Genomic DNA, 21,541 nt, shown 5'->3' on the forward strand with positions numbered 1-21,541 from the left:
AAGATTTGGAGGGTGATATAATTGGATATCCATGTATTAACAAAAGACGAAGCAGAAATTTACTTAGAACTTCGCGTAGAAGGATTAAAGCAAAACCCTGAAGCATTCAGCTCTTCTTATGAAGATATTATTAATAAAGAGTGTGCGATTGAATATAAAGCACAAAAATTAGCACAAGATGAAAACTATACGCTAGGTGCATTTAAAGATGGAAAATTAATCGGGGTTGCAACACTGGAAACGAAACCATATGTAAAACAAGAACATAAAGCTAAAATCGGTTCTGTATATGTATCTCCAAAAGCACGCGGACTTGGAGCAGGAAAAGCACTTATTAAAGAATGTCTTGAGCTTGCTAAATCTTTAGAAGTAGAACAAGTTATGCTTGATGTTGTTGTTGGCAACGATGGAGCGAAAAAACTTTATGAATCATTAGGTTTTAAAACATTCGGTGTACAAGAACGTTCATTAAAATATAACGGACAATATTGGGACGAAGAGCATATGGTCTTATTCTTAGATGAAAATAAATAATAAAAAACATCCTCATGTTTGGAGGATGTTTTTTACTTTCTTGTAAACCATGCCGTGTGTAATAATTGAATCGCTTTCGCAATCTCTTCCTCTGATAATATCGCAAACCCAAGTAAAACTACACTCTCAGGCGCCATACCGTCTTTATAGTACGTAGACACAGGATATATTTTAATACTATATTTCGCAGCTTCTTGAATTAATTCTTCTTCCCGCATTCCATTATGCACTTTTAATAAAATGTGTAATCCCGAATCTTCTCCTATCACTTCAACACTATTAGAGAAATACTTCTCTATTTCAAAAACAAGTCTATCTCTCTTCTTTCGGTAGACAACACGCATTTTATGAATATGTTTTTCCCAATATCCTTCATTTAAAAATCTTCTAATCACTTCTTGATCTATTCTTGAAACACTTTGTGTATAAAATAAATATTGCTGTTGATACTTTTTAATTAATTTCTTCGGCAACACCATATAGCTCATCCGTAGCGATGGCAATAATGCTTTAGATAGCGTCCCCATATAAATAACTTTCCCCTCTGTATCTAACCCTTGCAGCGCCGGTATAGGCTTTCCAGAATAACGAAATTCACTATCGTAATCATCTTCAATAATATACCTGCTCTCTTCTTTCTTTGCCCATTGTAAAAGCTGCATCCTTCTCGTAATAGGCATAATCATTCCATATGGAAACTGATGGGAAGGTGTAACAAATACAACATTCGCATTGCTATTTTCTAAATCTGCAATACAAATTCCATCTCTATCTAAAGATAACATTTGGACTCTTGCTTCTCCCTGTTCAAAAACAACCATCTTTCTATGATACCCTGGGTTTTCAACTGCATAATTGCTTCCCTTTAACAATTGAAACAATAGTTTCACTAATATTTGTGTTCCCGCTCCTAATACAATTTGACTAGCTGAACAACGCACACCTCTAGATTCATACAAATAATTCGTAATCTCTTCTCTTAAGCTTGCTTCCCCTTGAGGGTGTCCTAGAAAGAGAAGTTCGTTATTATGCGGCTGCCATACTTCATTTACAATTTTCCGATACATATTAAATGGAAAAGCATTTGTATCAATTCCTGTTTGTGTAAAGTCAAATTTATAACGCTTCTCCTGAAACGGGACTTCTTCTATCCTCTCTTCGCTATCCTCTACATGAACCATTTGCTCAATCTTGCATACAAAATAACCTTTTCTCGATATCGACTCAATATAACCTTCTGCAAGTAATTGTTCGTACGCTGCCTCTACTGTATTTTTACTTACTTGTAAATGTATCGCTAACTTTCGCTTAGCCGGTAATTTCGTAAAAGGGACAATTGATCCATCTTTAATCTCTTTTTTTATATACTCATACAATTGCACATATAATGCCTTTTTACTATTCATATTTAAATTAGGCGTTAATTCTAACATAGTATCTGACCCCTTAATAAAACTAAAACCTGATACTTTTTACAGTACCAGATTTTATATATAATTCCTTTTATCATGTCACACATCAAAAATCAAATACTGGAGAGGAGAAACATGATAATGAACAACGGTAGACGTATCGGACTTATTATGATTATTACAGGGGCTACATTATGGGGATTATCTGGTCCAATGATTCAGTGGCTATTTCAGCATACTAATGTATCCTCAATTGATTTTTTAACAATTCGATTGTTGCTTGCAGGAATATTTATTTTGTCTTTCTTACTTATAAAGAAACAAAACATATTTCAAATTTGGAAACACCTTAGATATTCTATACAACTTATTATTTTTTCTATTCTCGGCATGCTCGGTGCACAATACGCCTTTATCGAAACGGTTCATATTAGTAACGCGGTCACTGCAACGCTATTTCAATTTCTAGGTCCTGTTCTTATTACCGTGTATGTCGCATTTGAACAAAGAAAATTCCCTGCTTCCATGCAACTATTCGCAATTATAGCCGCGCTAATAGGAACATACTTTATTATTACAAATGGCTCAATTGAAAATATTGTTTTATCTAAAGAAGCTATTATTTTTGGAATATTAACAGCAATCGGATTTGCATTTTATACCCTTCATCCGGCTTCTCTCATTAAAGAATGCGGGACAACTGTAGTAATTGGTTGGGGGATGTTAATCGGAGGAATTGCACTACTTATTTATAATCGTTCATTCGGGTGGAATCAATTTTCACAAACCCTTACACTGAAAACTTTTTCTATGCTTATTCTTATCATTGTTAGTGGTACCCTTTCTTTCCTTCTATATATCGGTAGTCTTAAATATTTAGCAGCAACAGAAACAAGCATTTTATCTAGCATTGAACCCCTTGTAGCTGCCATCGTTTCAATCACTTGGCTAAATGAAGCTTTTGGAGCATACCAATTATTAGGCGGCGTATGTATCGTTCTGTCCGTTATTTTTTTGACGATGCCTCAAAAAGAAACCGAACCAACCTATACAACGGAACAAATATAAAATGAAACTTTAATTAGTGGGGCTATCTCCCACTGATTATTAACCTACACCAATCGGGCTTTACGGGATAAAAAATGTCAAAAGAGGTCGTACAAAACTTACAACCTCTTTTTATACTTTAAAGGAATTGTCCCGCCTTCTAGCAAATACAATTACACTAACAATAAAAACTAGGAGTGTGGCACCATGAAAAAAATCGGAACTATGCTACTTCTCTCCCTCCTCATCACTGGATGCACACAAACTCAACCGGATTCAAAAGAACAAAAAAAAGACGTAATAGCAACTTCATCCACTCAAGTGAACGCACCTTCCTTCTTTCACCTTAGTGTTTTAAAAGATGTAAATTGGGAAGAAGCCCCCTCATTCATAGACGGAAAAATACCTTTAAAAGGCATCGAAGGAAAAATCGCAATGGCTGATAGTCCTATTATCGCAAATGAACAAAATGAAATAATGTGGTACTTTCTAGATTCTGAAATACCTACTGGAAAATTGTCTATTATTGCGCTAAAACAAGGATCTGTAACGCCAACACCAGTACTCTTTCAAAAAGAAATTTCCAAACAAACTTGGACTACTTCAAATACAATCAATTCTACTACAAGCGAACTCCCTCTCGCTATGTCACTACCTTCATCTGGATTATGGTTATTAAATATCTATGTGAATGAAAAATATTATGATCAGTTTGTAATCACCGCTAAGTAAAGTGACAAAAATAAACCACTTTCTTACAACAATGTAATTTCTACGTCATGTACTTCGATAGTTGAATTATCTCTCTTCTCTTATACTTAAAGTAAGAAATGAAGCGAGGAGAGATGAGAGATGAAAAAAATGATAGAAGTAATCGTAGCAGTAACTGAGGTTTTAGTGAATGGTAAACAAGTTGCAATGGAATTAAATAAATAGTGAAGAAACATAAATAATTCTACACTTCTTCATTATTTTGATTTCTTATCTCAAAAAAGCAGTGCCTTTTAGGCACTGCTTTTAGCTATTAATAACGTGGTATTTTCGTAATTTGTGCCACGCCTGAATCAATAGCTGCTTTCGCTACTGCTTCCGCAACACTTGGAACAACTCTTTTATCTAATGGATTCGGGATTACATAATTCGCATTACGTTCTTCATCAGTAATGATGTTAGCGATCCCATATGCTGCCGCTAATTTCATCTCTTCTGTAATATCAGTTGCGCGCACATCTAACGCACCGCGGAATATTCCGGGAAACGCCAATACATTATTTACTTGATTCGCATAATCCGAGCGCCCAGTTCCTACTACAGCTGCCCCAGCCTCTAATGCATCCTCAGGGAAGATTTCTGGAATTGGATTCGCCATTGCAAACACAATTGCTTTCTCATTCATCGTCTGTACAAGTTCTTTCGTTAATACGTTAGGAGCAGATACGCCAATAAAAATATCAGCTTGGTTAATCGCTTCTTTTAACGTTCCACGCACATGTTCACGATTTGTCTTTTTTGAAACTTCAATTTGCGCTTCGTTCATCCATGTTTCACCTTCACAAACAATACCTTCTAGGCTAACTAGCGTAATGTGCTTTGCACCAGCCTTTAATAATAATTTTCCAATTGCAATTCCTGCCGAACCCGCACCGTTAATAACGATTTTCACATTATCCATTTGTTTGCTAACAACTTTTAATGCATTAATAACAGCTGCTAAAACGACAATAGCTGTTCCATGTTGATCATCATGGAATACAGGAATATTCGTTTCTTCTTTTAATCGTTTTTCAATTTCAAAACAACGCGGTGCTGCAATATCTTCTAAATTAATCCCTGCAAATGTAGGCTCTAAATTTTTCACAAGGGTAACGATTTCATCTACATCCGTTGTGCCTAAACATAATGGGAAAGCATCTACATTCGCAAACTTCTTAAACAAAATACTTTTTCCTTCCATAACAGGCATAGCCGCTTTCGGTCCAATGTTTCCTAAACCGAGTACCGCTGTTCCATCTGAGACAACTGCCACCATATTACCACGTGCTGTATAGTCATACACCGTTTCTTCATCTGCCGCAATTGCTTTACAAGACTCCGCTACACCTGGTGTATACGTCAGGCTTAAATCATCCGCTGAATTTACTTCTACTTTACTTGTAATTTCAATTTTCCCTACTAATTCTTTATGCAATAACAATGATCTTTCATTAATTTGATTTGCTAACATACTTATAATCTCCCCTTAATTTGACAAGCTAGCTATATGAATATAGCTAGCTTGTTTGATCATGAAAACATCTTTAATAATATTGTCGCTGTTACAACCATTGCCGCTCCGCCTAAACGAGTCGAAATTTGCGCGAACGGCATTAATTCCATACGATTTGAAGCTGATAAAATAGCAACATCTCCAGTTCCACCTAAACCGCTATGACATCCAGTTACAATCGCTGATTCAACTGGATACATTTTCATCACTTTCCCTACAAGAAAACCTGATGCTACCATTGTAAGAACAACCGATGCGCACACAACAACATATCCTACTGAAAGAACTGCTGCTACGTCTTTTAACGGAATATATAGCAATCCTAATCCAACCATTAAAGGCCAAGTTAAGTTCTTCGAAATAAATTTATATAAATGGAATGCTCCTTGCTCCATTTTTGCTGGCATTAATTTAAAGTATTTCACAAGCGCTGCTGAGAAAATCATAATGATTGCCCCAGGAATACCGATGAACTTAGAAGCAAATCCTCCGAAGATGAAGAACGTACACGCAATTAATAAACCTGCTCCCATTAATGAGAAGTCAATTGGCTTCTCTGTATTTTGTTCTTTTAATAATTCTGCTTGATTGTCTGTTTTCACTAATACACCGTTACCACTAAGCTCCGGTTTCTTCTCACCTAAACGCTTCATATACCCTGCACTTACAATTGCGAACATATTTCCAATAATAGCTGCTGGAATAAGCTGTGATACAAACGTTGCTGATGATTCATTTAAAATATCACTATAAGCTAGCGACAATGGTAAAATCCCTTCCCCGATACCACCACTCACAATTGGTACGATGATAAAGAAGAATGTGTGCTTCATTTCAAATCCAAATAATGAACCGACCAATAATCCTACTGCTACAGAAGCTAACGTCCCTACTACTAAAGGAATAAACATACGAACGAAACCTTGTACTAACACTTTACGGTTCATTCCTAAAATACTTCCGACTACTAAACAAGAAATATATAAATATAAAAAGTTCGATTTTTTCATTAACATAGTCGCAGCTTCCATTGAAGCTGGATTCATCCAGTTAAAAAATACAAGTAATGATGGAATAAATAACGAAAGTATTGCTGGACCACCGATATTTTTTAAAATTGGAATTCTCATCCCAATATCGCCTAAGAAAATCCCCATGATCATAATAACTGCAAATCCACCAATCATATCTGCTGGCAATTTATTATATACAGATGCCCCATAAATAATAGCAGCCAATACTACATATAACGGTAAAGGTATAACACCGATTTTTACATTCATAATTTTAGAAGCGAAAGATTCTCTTTGTACTTCATTTCCTTCAGAAAATGATACCGCTTCCACATTCTTTTGAATTCCCATATGGCACCCCCTCGTTTTCTTAATAACAATATTAAAACGCTTTCAATAGTAAAAATAGTTTTTGTAAGTTTTGTAATTGATTTTGTAATTAAAAAAAGTATAAGCGACTTATGTTAAGTCGCTTATACGTAAAACTCTATTTTCTTTTGATCAACACATCTTAATTTACTTACAGGTCTTCCCACATGTTGGTACATCATTTCGTTTTCTAACACCCCAATGTCAGTCAGAAACATTACATATTTTCGAATAGAAACTCTTGAAATTCCAACTAATTGTGCCATTTCATCTGTTGTAAATACTCTTCCATTCAGAGACTCGATCTTCTGCCAAATTAATTGCAACGTTTGCTTCGTTAACCCTTTTGGAAGCTCTTTCGTCACAGTAGGCTCTCTTTTTTCTTTTTGTAAAATTAATGAATCTAATTCCGATTGACTAATTTTTTGTTGTTCTTTCATGAAAGTAAGTTTTTCTCGATATATAGTTAATGCCTCTTTAAATCGTTCAAATGTAAATGGTTTAATTAAATAATCTACTACGCCATATTGTAATGCTTTTTTTATACTTCCCATATCATGTACAGCTGAAATCATTATAATATCGCTTTCTTTTTCTTGGTTCCGGATATACATTAAAAGCTCAAAACCAGTCTCTTTAGGCATAAAAATATCAAGTAATACTAAATCTACTCGTGATTTCTCTAATATTTCTATCGCTGACTTTACTGAGTTAACTGCTTGAACAAGTTCAAATCCTCCTACTTGCTCTAAATAATGCGTATTTAACATTGCTACCATCGGGTCATCTTCTACAATTAAAACTTTAATCATATTTGCCTCTCATCCCTACCTTTAGGTATTTCAATCGTTATCGTTGTTCCCTTTCCTACTAATGAATGCATATGAATTTCCCCATTTATTCGCTGTATACTTTCTTTTACAAGATACAAACCATAACCGCGGTTATCTCCCTTTGTGGAATAACCTTTCGTAAATAATTCCTCTATTTCTTTTTCTTGTATACCTTTTCCCGTATCTTGCACTGTAATAGTTAGTATATCCCCATGTTGTATCTTAACTTCAACTCGCTTCTTTTCACAATTCGTAACTGCCTCTAATGCATTATCAATTAAATTTCCGACAATCGTAATAAGTTCATGAGTAATACTTTCAACATCTATTTCCGGCATGTAAGAATCTTCACTTATAATTAATTTTATATTTTTCTCTCTAGCATAGCTGAGCTTACCTAGTAAAAAACCAGCAAATACTGGACTTTTTATTCTTTTCATAACTCCACCAATTTCATATTGATGCTCTGATACCATGCCGCTTATATACTTCTGTAATTCTTCATACTGTTTCATATGTGTAAGCCCTAATACGACATGCATCTTATTCATAAACTCATGAGATTGTGCCCGTAATGCTTCTGCATATAGTCTAATACCAGTTAGTTCCTCTGCTAGTTTTCTAATCTCTGTTTTATCACGAAATGTTGCAATTGCACCAACTATTTCTCCTTTTACATATAAAGGAACTCGATTCGTCACAATCGTAATTCCATAAATATTTTGTTCTTCGTTTAATTGTACTTCTCCCGTTTGCAATACTTCTTTTATACGTGAATTTGGCATATACAACTCAACATCTTTACCGATAAAATCTTCTTCAAGTCCGCTTTTTTTAAATAGACGTTTCGCTTCATTATTAATTAACGTTACTCTAGCCTCTTTATCTACAGCAATAATACCTTCCTTTACAGATTGTAGCATCGTATTTCTTTCTTCAAGAATTTTTGCTATCCTGTGCGGCTCAAGACCGAATAAACTTTTCTTTATATGTCTAGCTAGCAATATTGCTCCTATAATTCCGACTAATACACCCACTCCGACACCAATATAAATAATATGTCTACTTTCCTTAACTCTCTCTTTTACATTATCTGCTGAAATACCAACAGCCACTGCTCCAAGTTGTTCACCTGTTTCAGAAAATATTGGTACAAACACTCGCATGGAAATACCTAAAGTTCCTTCTGCTAACGATACATGTTCTTTTCCTTTCAATGCAGGCCCTTCATCTCCCCCAATAAAATGATGCCCTATTTTTTGAGGATTTGGATGTGACTTTCTTATTCCATTCATGTCCATAACTACAATAAATTGAACACCTGTGTTTTGTAATATTCTATTTGTATACGTTTGGATTGCAGAGGTATCTGCTTTCCCAACCAAACCATCGATTACAATCGAATCATTCGCCACAATGTGTGCAATTGTTTTTGCTTTCTCTGCTTGGCTATCCTCCGTCGTCCGTTCTACATTATGACTAATTAATATATCTGTCACAAGTAAAGAAAAAATTACAACTGTACAAACTAACAATGTAATCGTTTTCCATAAATTCCATAGTCTTTTTCTTTTTTTCATCCTGTTAATGACTCCCCTAATTGCTGAATAGAAAAATAAGTAAGGTGATATTATTTTCACCTTACTTATCTGCTGTTATTATACTTTAAATTTACTAGTCATCGCTTGTAGTTCTTCTGCCATCTCAGCTAAGTTTTGCGAAGCTGAACTAATTTCCTCCATGGAATTAACCTGTTCTTCTGTTGAAGCTGCAACACTTTGCATACTAGCTGTATTTTCTTCTGCAGCAGCTGCAATTTCATCAATAGCATTTGTCACTTCATTTGCATCTCCAGCAATTCTCTTCGTTGTTTCTACCATTTGATTAACTTGAGAAACAATATGTGTAGTAGAACTTAAAATTTCCGTAAAACTTACTTTCGTTTTTGTTACAACATCAAGGCCTTGTTGAACTTCTCCATTCACATTATCCATCGCCTTAACAGTATGTTCAATATCCGCCTTAATTTCTGCAATTAAATTTGCAATCTCTCCAGATGACTCTCCTGATTGCTCTGCTAATTTTCTAACCTCATCTGCTACAATAGCAAATCCTCGTCCCTGTTCACCTGCTCTTGCTGCTTCAATAGCCGCATTTAAAGCTAATAAGTTTGTTTGAGTTGCAATGTTTTGAATTGCTTCAGAAATAGCTCCTACTTGCTTTGATTTCTCATCAAGAAGTTTAATAATAGCATCTGACTCGGATACCGACCTAGAAATAGACTGCATTTGTTTTGCGGTTTGTTCAACTAAATCTTCTCCCTCTTCAGCTCTTTCACGGGCATGTAATGAGGAAATAGAAATTGACTCTGCGCTTCCAGTTACATCTTGAATTGCTGTATTTACTTGTTGTAATGTAGCCGCACCTTCTTCAACACCTTGACTTTGTGACTCAGCCCCACCTGATACTTGTTCCATCGCAATTGTAATTTGATCTGTCGCATCATTTGCTTGCTGTACGCTCGCTGTTAACTCTTCAGCCGATGCTGCAACATGTTCTGCTGAAAAGCTAATTTGGGTAATAACATCCTGTAAAGACATAGACATTTCATTAAATGAATTCCCTAATTTCCCTATGTCATCCTTGGAATGGATTGTAATTTTCTCTGTTAAATCTCCCTTACTAATTTTATATGCCGATTCAGCTATTTTTCGTAATGGCCCTGTAATAGACTTTGTAATGAAATAAATTAATATACTACCAAATGCAATAGCAATAGCAATGACAATCAAAGTCTTATAAAACACTGGACTGGCAGCTTGGTTAATTTCTTCATCGAACATAACACCAACTACTTTCCAGCCTGTTTTCTCATTTGTTGCAAAGATTAAATTCTTTTTATCATCTTGTTCTGTATAAGACACATTTCCTTGTTTTTCTTCATAAATTGGTTTAATCCAAGGATCAGTAACTTTTGCACCTGGTTTTCTAGATGGATGACTAACAATTTGCTTATTTTGATCTAAAATAACTGCATAACCTTTTTCACCAATATTAATCATTTTGGAAATTTTTAAGATGTTATCTAAATTTAAGTTAATTCCTATAACACCTTTACCATCTTTTACTTCTTTAGCAATTGTCACTACCATATTTTTGGTAGATGCTGATTGATATGGTGAAGTAACAATTACTTTCCCTTTATTTTCATGTGCTTCTTTATACCAAGATCTATCTCTTGGATTGTATCCATCAGCCATTTGGATAAATGGTTCTCTTATAAACTTTCCCGTCTCTGTTCCAATATAAATACCTTCTACTTCTGGATGAAGTTTTATATATTGCGCTAGCTTCGTTCTTACTATTTCTTCCTGTCCATTTAGATATGTATCTTCTGTTAAGATGTCTGCAAAGTACGTCGCATCAACAAATTTCTCTTCTATATTTTGAGAAATAACAGTATTTAAAATCGAAATATTCTCCTTTGCTTTAGCTGTCATTTGATGTTCAAAATTTGTTTTGGCAGTTTGATATGAAACACCACCAATAATAATTCCTGGTATAGTTAAAATAATAAAGAATGAAATGATTAATTTTTTATTGATACTCATACATTTAACCCAGTTAAATATTTTTTGCATAATAAGCCTCCTTTATGTAATGTGGATACTTGTGTCATTTTATACAATTAACATGCATAAAACAATATATAATGATAACATGTAAATTTTTCGTCAATTATGCATCTTTGCATATCCACTCCTTATACGTATTTTAATCATAAAAATAAGAGAACTTTAGCATTATATATGCTAAAGTTCTCTTATTTCTTAACAGCTTCTACTCTATAAAACTTCTCTTATAATCCTTAAATCTTTACCCTTCGCCTTATAGTCATATTACTAAAACTCTTCGTCCTAATTTATTTGACGCTCTTTACATAACTAATTGCCTGACTTCCCATTTGTACCCATGCCTGTTCAAAGGTTTCTCTCGGTACTTTTACATCTAAGCTATCCTCAAGTGGATCTCGAATATATACAAATTCCTGATCATATCCAATAAGTACAACACAATGTTCATTATACGTAATAGAAACATCTCCACTATTTGTTTCCCATGTAGTAAATTCAGCTGCATCTAATGGTGCAAATGTTGCATTTGTGATCATGACTACAGGTTGCCCTGCTTTTATCCTCTTATAAATTTCTTCTATATTCTTCCCTGTTAAGTCTACAGCTTTATTAGGTAAATATTTTTCCGCTAACTGAAAAAGTGGCCCATGATATACACCATATCCCGATTCAGAAAATGTATAAATATTACCTACAAATCCTTCATTTGGATTCCCGCGCACACCATCGTCTATAAAATCAACTTTTTTTATTTCATTTGCTAATGTCATCTTATCCACTGAAACACCAGCGTATTGTAACATCATCGCTAAGCTTGTCACTTCACAGCCTCTATCTAGCTCTGGTAGTTGCTGAATTAATGGTACACTTGATAAAATGACCTTTTCATCATTATTACTAAATTCCGGTTCTTTCCCGTTTTGTATATTGAAGAATGTCCACTTCTCCCCATACTTTGTAATTCCATTTGTATATACACTCCATACCGCTATAGCTAGTAATGCTATACATATATACCACTTAAACCTCCGTATCACTCTCACGCCCTTTTTAGTTCGTTAAATAAGAATAAAATGCGTCAGCATCCGTTCGAATCACTGGTACAAAATTTAGTTCTTTTTCTCTCTCAGGTTGATCTTTTTTTATTTTTTCTGTTAGCTCTTGAATATTCATGTTCGCTTTGTCCATATTAAGCTCATCTGCCAATTGTAGCACCTTTTGTTCATTAATTTCTCTTAATACTTGATATATATCTTTCCCATATAAATCAATATGATATTTTTTTGCTTCTTCCTGCACTTTTTGTTCGTACACCTCTTGTGCTAACACTTCTATCTCTTTTCCTTTTGGTGAAATACCTAACTTCCCTGCTTCCTCTCTTACTTTCGTTCCATAGATTTCTTCTGCAATGTCCTCTATTTCTTTTCCATTTGTCGAAATACCTAATTTATCCGCTTCATCATTAATTTTAATCGTATTAATTTGATTAATTAAATTTACAATTGATGTATTTTCTATAGATATGCCTAGTTTTAACGCTTCTTGCTTTACTTTTGTTTCATAGATTTCTTCTGACAGCGTCCCAACATCTTTTCCTTCAATCGAAATTCCTAGCTGCTTCGCTTCTCTTCCTACTTCTGTCTCATGAATTTCTTTTTCTAACGTAATTTGTTCTTTCCCTTCCGTTTCAATACCTAGATTCTCTGCCTTTTCTTCTGTATGCACAGCATGTATCTTTCCATTATTTAATTGTTCTTTACTACGTTGTGTGTAATCTGTCTTTCCTTTTGATGTTTCAGAAGGAGAGGCACCCCCTAATATACTTAAGCTCATTACTCCAATAGTGAATACCGTCATCATTTTCTTTTTCAAAATTAATTCCTCCCTCTTATACTTTCTTTCCCATCATTCCCCTAGTTTTTTTAATACTATACATACATCTCATCGCTGCTTGAGATAACATTATGATTGATAAACCCCACTCACATACACCTAGTCTCTTCTTCATGTAACGAACTTTCTTCATGCCATATATAATATAAATAGTTTCTTAACTTTGTCTTAAAAAAAGACGACCTTGTAAAAACAAGATCGTCTTTTTACTTATATTTTTTGGTTTTTAGGGAAAATCACTTCAAAACAAGTGCCATCTCCCCATTTGCTCTCTACTGATATTTTTCCGTAATGCTTTTCTACAATCCAATTTGCGATTGAAAGACCTAATCCAGCTCCTTCTGACGTACTTCTTGCTCTATCCCCTTGATAAAAACGATCAAATAATTTCGGAATATCTTCTTCTTTCACTCCTATCCCGTCATCTTTCACCTGTATGCGAATCGAACTACTCGTTTGCGTGCAATCAATTTGAATATGCCCGCCTTCGTTTGTATACTTCATCGCATTATCTAACAGTATGACCATCATTTGATGAATCCGCTCTCTATCAGCCATAAAAGATACGTCACGTTCTACTTTTAGTATCATTTCTTTTTCTTGATAAGAAGCAATCTCTTTATATGGAGCTACTATTTCTTCTAACAATTTATCAAGTTCAAATGTTTTTTTATCCATCTCAATTTGATTAGAATCAGAACGTGCTAGTAATAATAAATTACTAACGAGTTTTGATAACCGCCTACATTCTTTTGAAATTGTAGAAATATCCATCGCTTTTTCTTCTATCGTAGCGGATGGTGACTGAAATAACACATCCGTTTTTGATTGAATAACTGCAAGCGGTGTCCTTAATTCATGTGATGCATCAGAAACGAATTGCTGCTGTTTCTCCCATGAATTTTGAATAGGTACGAGTGCTCTGCCAGCTAGGAAAAAGCCGATACCTATCGCACATAAACTTCCTATGCTACAACCTATAACGAGGATTAAAAATAAAGTATTTAACATTCCTTCTTCCGCTGTTATATCTCGCACGATTTGAACTATTTCTCCATCTTTTTGAAGCGAAAATGCTCTAAAATATCGTCCTTGTACTTTGATATCTTGTAACTCCCCTATTTTTTCCGGAGAAAACTTTTCCAAATTCTCTTCAAAAATTGAACGGAATTTACGATTATCGCCCTCTATTTTCACTATTTTCCCATTCCAAGTTATTCTAGTTACTCGCGGATCTCCAATTTGGATATTCTCCATACGTTTTCTTGGTGGTATTTTAACATCTAATTTTTCTCTATACTGAGCCATCATTTTTATAGATTGATCCACTTCATTATAAATACGCTTATATGTGTATGAATAAATAATACTACCTAATATACCTATTAATAGGATAAATACTAATGAATTCACTATAGTCAAACGAATGCGTGTCTTTTGAAACATACTTCCTTTTTTCATTGTTCTTTTAATATATATCCAATACCTCGAACAGTTTGAATATCTTTCTGATAACCGAATGGTTCTAATTTTTTACGCAAATGATGCACATACACTTCCACAATGGCTACTGTCGTATCTGAATCAAATCCCCAAACACGATCAAAAATTTGTTCACGCATTAAAATCTTACCGCTATTTTGAATGAGATACTCTAGTAGCTCATATTGTTTCAATGTCAACTTAATACTTTGTCCATCTACTTGAACGTCTTTATCTTTTCCGAACAATTCAATCCCTTTATAACGAATCGTTTGCTGCGTTGTTAAACTACCACTTCTGCGTAGTAAAGCGCGAATTCTCGCTTTTAATTCAGGGGCCTGGAATGGCTTAACGATATAGTCATCTCCACCAAAATCCAATCCCTTCACCCGATCTTCTAAAGAATCTCTCGCTGTCAAAAACAGGACTGGTGTTTCAATCTTTTCATCACGTATTCTTTGAATTACTTCAAATCCATCCATCCCTGGCATCATCACATCCAGCAAAATTGCATCATATATATTTTGAAGCGCTAAAAACAATCCATCTTCTCCATTTATTGCCGTATCTACTTCAAATTCATCACGCAAAATTTGTACGATAGACTCTAATAACGAGGCATTATCTTCTACTACAAGTAAGCGCATGCTCTCACCTTCCATCAAATAGTTCAATTCTATTTATTATTACATTTCTTCTCTTCATAGCAAAAGAATGTAGTTACATTACGTATTTTCATTTTTAACTATTTCCTTCTAAAATTTTGAAGTTTTATTATAAAAACTTTGTCTTAAATTTAGCTTAATAAAAAATTGAAAGAAATAAGATTCCTCTTATCTCTTTCAATTTTTTATTACATATACCTTTTTACTCGGCAATTCCAAACAATTTAGCTGACCACCGTACACAGCCCCGCCATCAATTCCAATAATACGATTACTACCAAAATACACTCCGCACTCCTCACTACCATGAAGCGTTTTTGTTTCCGTATGCCCAAATACAACAACCTTTTCACCGCTATATCCATTATGAAATTCATTACGGATCCACATTAACGTATATGGTTCAGATTCAGAAACTCGTTTCATCGGTTCAACCCCAGCATGTACAAATATATACTCTTCTGTTTCAATGTAATGATCTAATTCTTGAATAAACTTTATATGTTCCTCTAATACACGAGAGTGTAAAATCGGTTTTTGGAAGTCTTTCTCATTAACCGCAATATCCTCTTCTACAAATCCATAGCTATATAATGTCTTATCTCCACCATTTCTTTTTACCCAATGGTTCCATGAACGTTCCTCATTTGTCGTTAACGCCTTAATCATCATATCTTCATGATTTCCCTTTAAAATGAGTGCTCCCTCTTCTTTCAATTCTCTTACCTTTTCAATTACAGCACGCGCATTTGGACCACGATCTACATAATCTCCCAGTAAGATTAATTGATCCTGTTTCGCATCATATTGTGCTTCTTCCAATAACTGTTCGAACTTTTCTATCTCTCCATGAATATCACTAATAACAAGAATTCTTTTCATATTATCCCCCTCTTTCTAATTATAGTTCAAAACAACAGAAACTTCCGAATCTTAATCTTAAATCAAATTTATCCCGCATTAACGGGCAGTACGCCCCCCCAACTGATTACAGTTTCACTTTATTACAAACTAAACTATTATCCTTACAACAATGTAAGTCTCTTGTCATCCAATTCGATAGTTGTAATTACTGTATTTCCTTATACTGAAAGTAAGAAATGAAACAAAAAACAAGGAGAGATGAGAGATGAAAAAAGTAATGGAAGTTGTAGTAGCGGTAGTAGAGGTTTTCGTAAATGGTAAACAAGTCGCAATGGAGTTAAATAAATAATGAAAAGGACAACATTCACTCTAGACCCTTTACTCATATAAAAGAGATAAGACTTCATCATTTCTTTGATCCCTTATCTCCCTATAAAGAAAGCCTTATCCCTTTTAAGGATACGGCTTTCTCTTATTTTTGACTCGTACGAGCTGAAATGCTAATTGTTCTATCTGTTGCTTTGGCAGCTTCATCTAACGCTTCTTTACTATTCTTCCCGTCATACATCGCTTCTAATGCTTTTACAACTGCATCTCGTGATTCTGGGAATACACTAATTAAAGCCCCTTGTGTTGCTGGAGATTGCTTCGTCGCTTGCAGTTGATCTACTGTTACTTTCAACTGTGGATATTTTTCATATTGCTCTTTTACTAATGGCTCATTATATGCATCTGGATTAATTGAGAAATAACCTGTTGCAGTATGCCATTTTGCTTGTACGTCTGGCTTCGTTAAATATTTCATAAAGTCCCAAGCACCTTGTTGCGTTTCTTCTGAAACCATATTCGTCATCCATAATGATGCTCCACCAATAACAACACCATTTTGTTTCGAATCCTCTGGATACGGAATATATGAAACACCTACATTAAACTTAGATGCATCAATTAAATCACGAACACCTGCTGAAGAATCTAAATACATAGCAACTTGTCCAGACTGGAACGCGGCACGAATATCATCCCAACTTGCTCCATACTTTCCAAGTGCGCCAGCTTTATTTAAATCATCTAACATTCCAAATACTTTCTGTCCTTCTTTACCGTTAAATACCGCCTTCTTTGCAGCATCCTTACGACCGTTTTCGTTATCTACATATAAAGCACCTTGTGTCGCTAACAATTCTTCAAAGAACCAACCGTAGTTAAGCATGGAGAATCCATATTGTTTTACATTTCCGCCTTCTTTAATCGTTAACTTTTTCGCTGCTTCTTGTAATTCCGCATATGTTTTCGGAGCTTTCTCTGGATCTAAGCCCGCCTTTGCGAAAGCATCTTTATTATAAATTAATACTGGTGTAGATGAATTAAATGGCATAGAATACATTTTTCCATCAACTGAATAATAATTTGTAATTGCTTTTTCTAATTTTGACGTATCGTACTTATCTTTTTTTATCCAGCTATCAATTGGTGTGATTTTTTTACTATCAACCATATATTTCGTTGTAATTTCACTCGATTGAACAAGAGCTGGCGCTTCTTTCGTTGCAGACATCGTTCTAAATTTCGTTAAAGACTCTTCATATGTTCCTTGGAACTCTGCCTTTATCTCATATTTATTTTGCGACTTATTATAGTCTGCAACAAGACCATCTAGTACTCCTTGTGTTTTTCCACCCATCGCATGCCAGAAGCGAATTACTGTTTTATCACCATTTTTTTCAACTGGTGCTACTTTTGCCTGTGCTTCAGGTTTTCCCTCTGTTTTACTATTTGAACAAGCGACACTAGATAATGCCATTGTTGCTACCATTAATAGAGCAGCACCTTTTTTTACTAGATTCATTTAAATCTCACCTTCTCTTAATTATTTAATTGCACCTTTTGTTAATCCTTGTTGTAATTGCTTTTGCCCTAAAAATAGTAAAATCAATGTTGGAATAACGATAACCGTAACACCGGCCATTACGCTTCCCCAATCAGTTGCAACTTCTTGAGACTGAAGCTGCTTCACACCGATTTGCACTGTTCTTACTTTTTCATCAGTGGTCACTAAAAGTGGCCATAAATACATATTCCATGTTGTTAAAAAGCTATATACTCCAAGCGTAATAAAACTCGTTTTACAATACGGAATTACAACGCTGAATAAAAATCTTATATTTCCAATCCCTTCAATAAACGCAGCTTCTTTCAGTTCATTCGGAAGTGTCATAAAATGTTGACGTAACAAGAAAATACCGAAAGCTGTTGCAAAAAACGGCACTGTCATCCCGGCGAAACTATTGATCCAACCAAAGTTTTGAATCGTTAAAAAGTTAGGCACCATCGTTGCTTCCCACGGAATAAGCATCGTTGAAATAAACAAGAAGAAAATTAAGTTTCTCCCTTTAAACTGAAGAAAAACAAAAGCATAAGCTGCTAAACTTGATACGATAAGTTGTCCAATCATAACGACTGTCGATACAATTAAACTGTTATATAAGTATGTAAAAAGTGGTACTTTTTGAAAAATATTAATGAAATTATCAAAAGTAAACTGGGTCGGAAATAACCTTCTCATTTGAACATCGTCTGGTGTCATAAAACTTATTAAAAATGCATACAGTACAGGAAAAAATACCATTACTGCACTAATAATGAGCAGCATGTATAATAGGAAATTTTGTTTCCACTGTTTAACAATCATTTATAATGCACCTTTCTCTCAGCAAACTTAAATTGAAGTAATGTAGCAAGGAAAATGAAAACAAATAATACCATTGCTTGTGCACTTGCTGTTCCAAATTGATGATTCACAAACGCCTCTTTGTAAATCGAGTACACAATCAAATTCGTTGCATCATTTGGTCCACCGTGCGTTAAAATATCAATTTGTCCAAAGCTTTGGAACGCACTAATTAATGTTACTGTTACAATAAAGAATAAAGTTGGTGATAGCATCGGTAATGTAACACGGCGAAGTTTATATAAATAACTAGCACCATCTATAGATGCACTCTCATATAACGACGTATCGATATTTTGTAAACCACCTAATATAACTAAAAATGCAAAACCTGTATTCACCCAAACTGTTGTAACTGATACAGAGAATAGTGCCCAGTCCGGACTCGTTAACCATGCGATTGCAGGAAGGTTCATAGAAGCTAATATATTATTAAATAATCCTACACTTGGATGAAATAAAAATAGCCAAATCACTGCACTAGCAGCTACTGATATTCCCATCGTCGAAGAAAACAGAACTCGGAATAACCCAATACCTCTTACTTTTCCATTTGCAATCAATGCAAGAAACAAAGCAAATATAATACTCGTAGGCACTGTATATAAAACAAATAATAAAGTTGATTTTATACTTTTGTAGAAGGCTGGATCAGAGAATAAGTATTGATAATTTTCTAAGCCAACGAAAAGATTAGCTTCCCCATGTATATCGGTTAAATAAAAGCTATAGTAAATTGTCCTAAACAATGGATAGAACAAAAAAATCGAAAATAACAAAATAGATGGCGCCAAAAACAATAATCCTATTCTTAAATCTTTCGTTCTCCCCCATAATTTTTTCTTTTTTGACACCTTTGTTTGAACTGGTAACTTACTTACTTCGATCATTATTTCGCCACCACTTTCAACTCTTCTTCAGCTACCACTTTTAAGCGTTCATTCGTGTTTTCATTAAAGAAGCATAACTTTTCTTGCGAGAATAATAATTTTACTTTGTCACCTTTGTTCAAGAGTAACTGTCCGATGACTTTCGCACTCCAAGTTGTTCCATTTACCGCAAAGTTCAATATAGACTCATTCCCTAATACTTCTACAGATTGCAACGTCACTTCTTGTCCCTCCTCAGACAGTACAATATGCTCAGGGCGCATGCCTATGCGAATTGTTCCTTCTGGTAATTGCTTTAACTGTCTAATAGATAATGGAATTTGCAATTGCCCTATATGTAATACACCTTTTTCTTTATTTACTTCCCCATCATTTATATTCATAGAAGGAGAACCTATAAAGTTTGCAACAAATTCGTTTGCTGGTTCGTTATATATGTCAAGTGGTGTTCCAACTTGCTGTATACTTCCTTTATTTAAAACCATGATACGATCTCCCATAGTCATCGCTTCTATTTGATCGTGGGTAACGTAAATCATCGTAATTCCTAATCGCTGCTGAATTTCTCTAATTTCAATTCTCATTTGCGCACGTAATTTCGCATCCAAATTCGAAAGTGGTTCATCCATTAAACAGATTGGCGCTTGACTCACAATTGCCCTGGCAAGTGCAACACGCTGTCTTTGTCCGCCTGATAATTGGCCTGGTTTCATTTTCACATACTCTTTCAGTCCTACCATTTCAATAGCTTCCATTAATCGCTTTTGTCGCTCTTCTTTTTGTACTTTTCTTACCTTAAGTCCAAATAAAATATTTTCTTCTACAGATAAGTGTGGATATAATGCATAATTTTGAAATACCATTGATAGATTACGGTCTTTCGGCTCTAGATCATTTGCAACACGTTCATTAATAATTAAATCTCCTGAAGAAGTCTCTTCTAAGCCAGCGATCATTCGTAATAATGTGCTTTTCCCGCATCCCGAAGGTCCAACTAAAACAAAAAATTCACCCTTCTTAATATGAACCGATACGCCTTTAACCGCTGTCTCTTCTGCATTTTTATATACCTTTGAAACATTTTTCAATTCAATCACAAGGTTGCACTCCTTTTTTCTTCTTGTATCCATACTTCATAATGACTTGTTGAAATCGCACTTGCTCCTGCATGAATTGCAATTTCCGCATCTTCTCGCGTTTGAATCAGCCCACCTGCAATAATAGGAAACTCTATTTCCTCTACTAGCTGTTTAATTATAGAAGGTATAATCCCCGGCATAATCTCTACTGCATTTGGTTTAGTCGTTTTACAATTTTCAATTGATTTAGTAAGGGATAAAGTATCTACAATAAAAATACGTTGAATTGTTTTCAATCCAATTTTATTAGCATTTCGAATTGTTGAACCCTTTGTTGAAATAATACCTTGTGCCCCGATAACATCTTGAATATACAAAAGCGCTTCCTCTGTATTCGTATTTAAGCCTTGTATAAAATCACAATGAAGAAATACATCATGTCCATGTTTCTGCAATTCATATACACGCTCTGGTAATTCCAGCATTGAACCAGTCATAAGAAAAACTGTTTTCGGCAATTTTTTGTATGCTTTGTATCCTTTCCAATCCTTTATCATCGCAATATAAGGTTCTTTAAACATTTTTTCCACCTAACTGTTCTATTTTTATCCAAACTAAAAACACCTACTTACATAGAACGCCTTTCTCCTTATTTGAACTCTAGGGAATAGAGCACACCTAAGAAAGTGGCACATTATATGTAAGTGGGTGTTCTCAAATGTTCTCTACCCTATTTATTTTGTTACCTTTACTATATTACGCATTTATTAAGTCAGTTTTGATAGATTGTTAATTAGGTGTTAACCGAATGTTAATATTCACCATATC

Annotated in this window: 19 protein-coding genes and 1 pseudogene; 3 read left to right on the forward strand and 17 right to left on the reverse strand. The window is 34.6% G+C overall.

Annotated elements, in window-relative coordinates; genetic code table 11:
- Positions 1-21 precede the first annotated feature (21 nt).
- Complete coding sequence (locus tag ES895_RS25615; protein WP_000351212.1) at positions 22-534, forward strand: GNAT family N-acetyltransferase; 513 nt, start codon at positions 22-24, stop codon at positions 532-534.
- Between the two features lie 32 nt (positions 535-566).
- Here ES895_RS25615 and pdxR read toward each other — a convergent pair whose 3' ends face one another.
- The gene (gene pdxR / locus ES895_RS25620; protein WP_135238740.1) at positions 567-1,967 is read right to left on the reverse strand and encodes a MocR-like pyridoxine biosynthesis transcription factor PdxR; all 1,401 of its coding nucleotides are present in this window, start codon (positions 1,965-1,967) and stop codon (positions 567-569) included.
- 120 nt (positions 1,968-2,087) lie between these two features.
- Between pdxR and ES895_RS25625 the strand changes: the two genes are divergently transcribed.
- Together ES895_RS25625 and ES895_RS25630 are read left to right on the forward strand one after the other, a co-directional pair.
- Positions 2,088-3,014, forward strand: a complete 927-nt coding sequence (locus tag ES895_RS25625) for a DMT family transporter (protein ID WP_135238741.1) — start codon at positions 2,088-2,090, stop codon at positions 3,012-3,014.
- A 186-nt stretch (positions 3,015-3,200) separates the two neighbouring features.
- The gene (locus ES895_RS25630; RefSeq protein WP_000719695.1) at positions 3,201-3,725 is read left to right on the forward strand and encodes a DUF4871 domain-containing protein; all 525 of its coding nucleotides are present in this window, start codon (positions 3,201-3,203) and stop codon (positions 3,723-3,725) included.
- Between the two features lie 292 nt (positions 3,726-4,017).
- Here the strand turns inward: ES895_RS25630 and ES895_RS25635 are convergent, their stop codons facing one another.
- The 16 genes and pseudogenes from ES895_RS25635 to ES895_RS25705 all read right to left on the reverse strand — a co-directional run bounded on the left by ES895_RS25635 (position 4,018) and on the right by ES895_RS25705 (position 21,294).
- Positions 4,018-5,217 (reverse strand): NAD(P)-dependent malic enzyme, encoded by a 1,200-nt coding sequence (locus ES895_RS25635; protein WP_000880782.1) that lies wholly within the window; start codon positions 5,215-5,217, stop codon positions 4,018-4,020.
- 59 nt (positions 5,218-5,276) lie between these two features.
- A complete protein-coding gene (locus ES895_RS25640) occupies positions 5,277-6,623 on the reverse strand; it encodes a 2-hydroxycarboxylate transporter family protein (protein WP_000512722.1) in 1,347 nt (448 codons plus the stop codon).
- Between the two features lie 122 nt (positions 6,624-6,745).
- Positions 6,746-7,453 carry a response regulator gene (locus tag ES895_RS25645; RefSeq protein ID WP_135238742.1) on the reverse strand — a complete coding sequence of 236 codons (708 nt, stop codon included), beginning with the start codon at positions 7,451-7,453 and terminating at the stop codon, positions 6,746-6,748.
- A complete protein-coding gene (locus ES895_RS25650; RefSeq protein WP_000746423.1) occupies positions 7,450-9,054 on the reverse strand; it encodes a sensor histidine kinase in 1,605 nt (534 codons plus the stop codon). Before ES895_RS25650 ends, ES895_RS25645 begins: the two co-directional genes overlap by 4 nt.
- 78 nt (positions 9,055-9,132) lie before the next feature.
- On the reverse strand, positions 9,133-10,080 hold the full coding sequence (locus ES895_RS30290; RefSeq protein ID WP_434787947.1) for a methyl-accepting chemotaxis protein: 948 nt from the start codon (positions 10,078-10,080) through the stop codon (positions 9,133-9,135).
- A pseudogene (locus ES895_RS30295) lies at positions 10,072-11,115 on the reverse strand (HAMP domain-containing protein); the annotation flags it as partial. The pseudogene ES895_RS30295 and the gene ES895_RS30290, both read right to left, overlap by 9 nt.
- Positions 11,116-11,396: 281 nt before the next feature.
- Positions 11,397-12,146 carry a C39 family peptidase gene (locus ES895_RS25660; RefSeq protein WP_000621163.1) on the reverse strand — a complete coding sequence of 250 codons (750 nt, stop codon included), beginning with the start codon at positions 12,144-12,146 and terminating at the stop codon, positions 11,397-11,399.
- Positions 12,147-12,159: 13 nt separating this feature from the next.
- Positions 12,160-12,981, reverse strand: a complete 822-nt coding sequence (locus ES895_RS25665) for a hypothetical protein (protein WP_000728596.1) — start codon at positions 12,979-12,981, stop codon at positions 12,160-12,162.
- A 231-nt stretch (positions 12,982-13,212) separates the two neighbouring features.
- The gene (locus ES895_RS25670; protein WP_000715830.1) at positions 13,213-14,463 is read right to left on the reverse strand and encodes a sensor histidine kinase; all 1,251 of its coding nucleotides are present in this window, start codon (positions 14,461-14,463) and stop codon (positions 13,213-13,215) included.
- Positions 14,460-15,131, reverse strand: a complete 672-nt coding sequence (locus tag ES895_RS25675) for a response regulator transcription factor (RefSeq protein WP_002102717.1) — start codon at positions 15,129-15,131, stop codon at positions 14,460-14,462. Before ES895_RS25675 ends, ES895_RS25670 begins: the two co-directional genes overlap by 4 nt.
- A gap of 195 nt (positions 15,132-15,326) precedes the next feature.
- Positions 15,327-16,031, reverse strand: coding sequence for a metallophosphoesterase family protein (locus ES895_RS25680; RefSeq protein ID WP_048568054.1), 705 nt, complete (start codon positions 16,029-16,031; stop codon positions 15,327-15,329).
- Positions 16,032-16,485: 454 nt separating this feature from the next.
- Positions 16,486-17,862 carry an ABC transporter substrate-binding protein gene (locus tag ES895_RS25685; protein ID WP_135238743.1) on the reverse strand — a complete coding sequence of 459 codons (1,377 nt, stop codon included), beginning with the start codon at positions 17,860-17,862 and terminating at the stop codon, positions 16,486-16,488.
- Positions 17,863-17,883: 21 nt separating this feature from the next.
- Positions 17,884-18,705 (reverse strand): carbohydrate ABC transporter permease, encoded by an 822-nt coding sequence (locus ES895_RS25690; protein WP_000635956.1) that lies wholly within the window; start codon positions 18,703-18,705, stop codon positions 17,884-17,886.
- Positions 18,702-19,634 carry a carbohydrate ABC transporter permease gene (locus ES895_RS25695; protein ID WP_000573803.1) on the reverse strand — a complete coding sequence of 311 codons (933 nt, stop codon included), beginning with the start codon at positions 19,632-19,634 and terminating at the stop codon, positions 18,702-18,704. The genes ES895_RS25690 and ES895_RS25695 overlap by 4 nt, the downstream gene beginning before the upstream one ends.
- Positions 19,634-20,731 carry an ABC transporter ATP-binding protein gene (locus tag ES895_RS25700; RefSeq protein WP_135238744.1) on the reverse strand — a complete coding sequence of 366 codons (1,098 nt, stop codon included), beginning with the start codon at positions 20,729-20,731 and terminating at the stop codon, positions 19,634-19,636. Before ES895_RS25700 ends, ES895_RS25695 begins: the two co-directional genes overlap by 1 nt.
- Positions 20,728-21,294 (reverse strand): glycerol-3-phosphate responsive antiterminator, encoded by a 567-nt coding sequence (locus tag ES895_RS25705; protein WP_135238745.1) that lies wholly within the window; start codon positions 21,292-21,294, stop codon positions 20,728-20,730. Before ES895_RS25705 ends, ES895_RS25700 begins: the two co-directional genes overlap by 4 nt.
- Positions 21,295-21,541 lie beyond the last annotated feature (247 nt).

It is taken from the genome of Bacillus sp. 007/AIA-02/001, assembly GCF_004634455.1.
GTDB lineage: Bacteria > Bacillota > Bacilli > Bacillales > Bacillaceae_G > Bacillus_A > Bacillus_A cereus.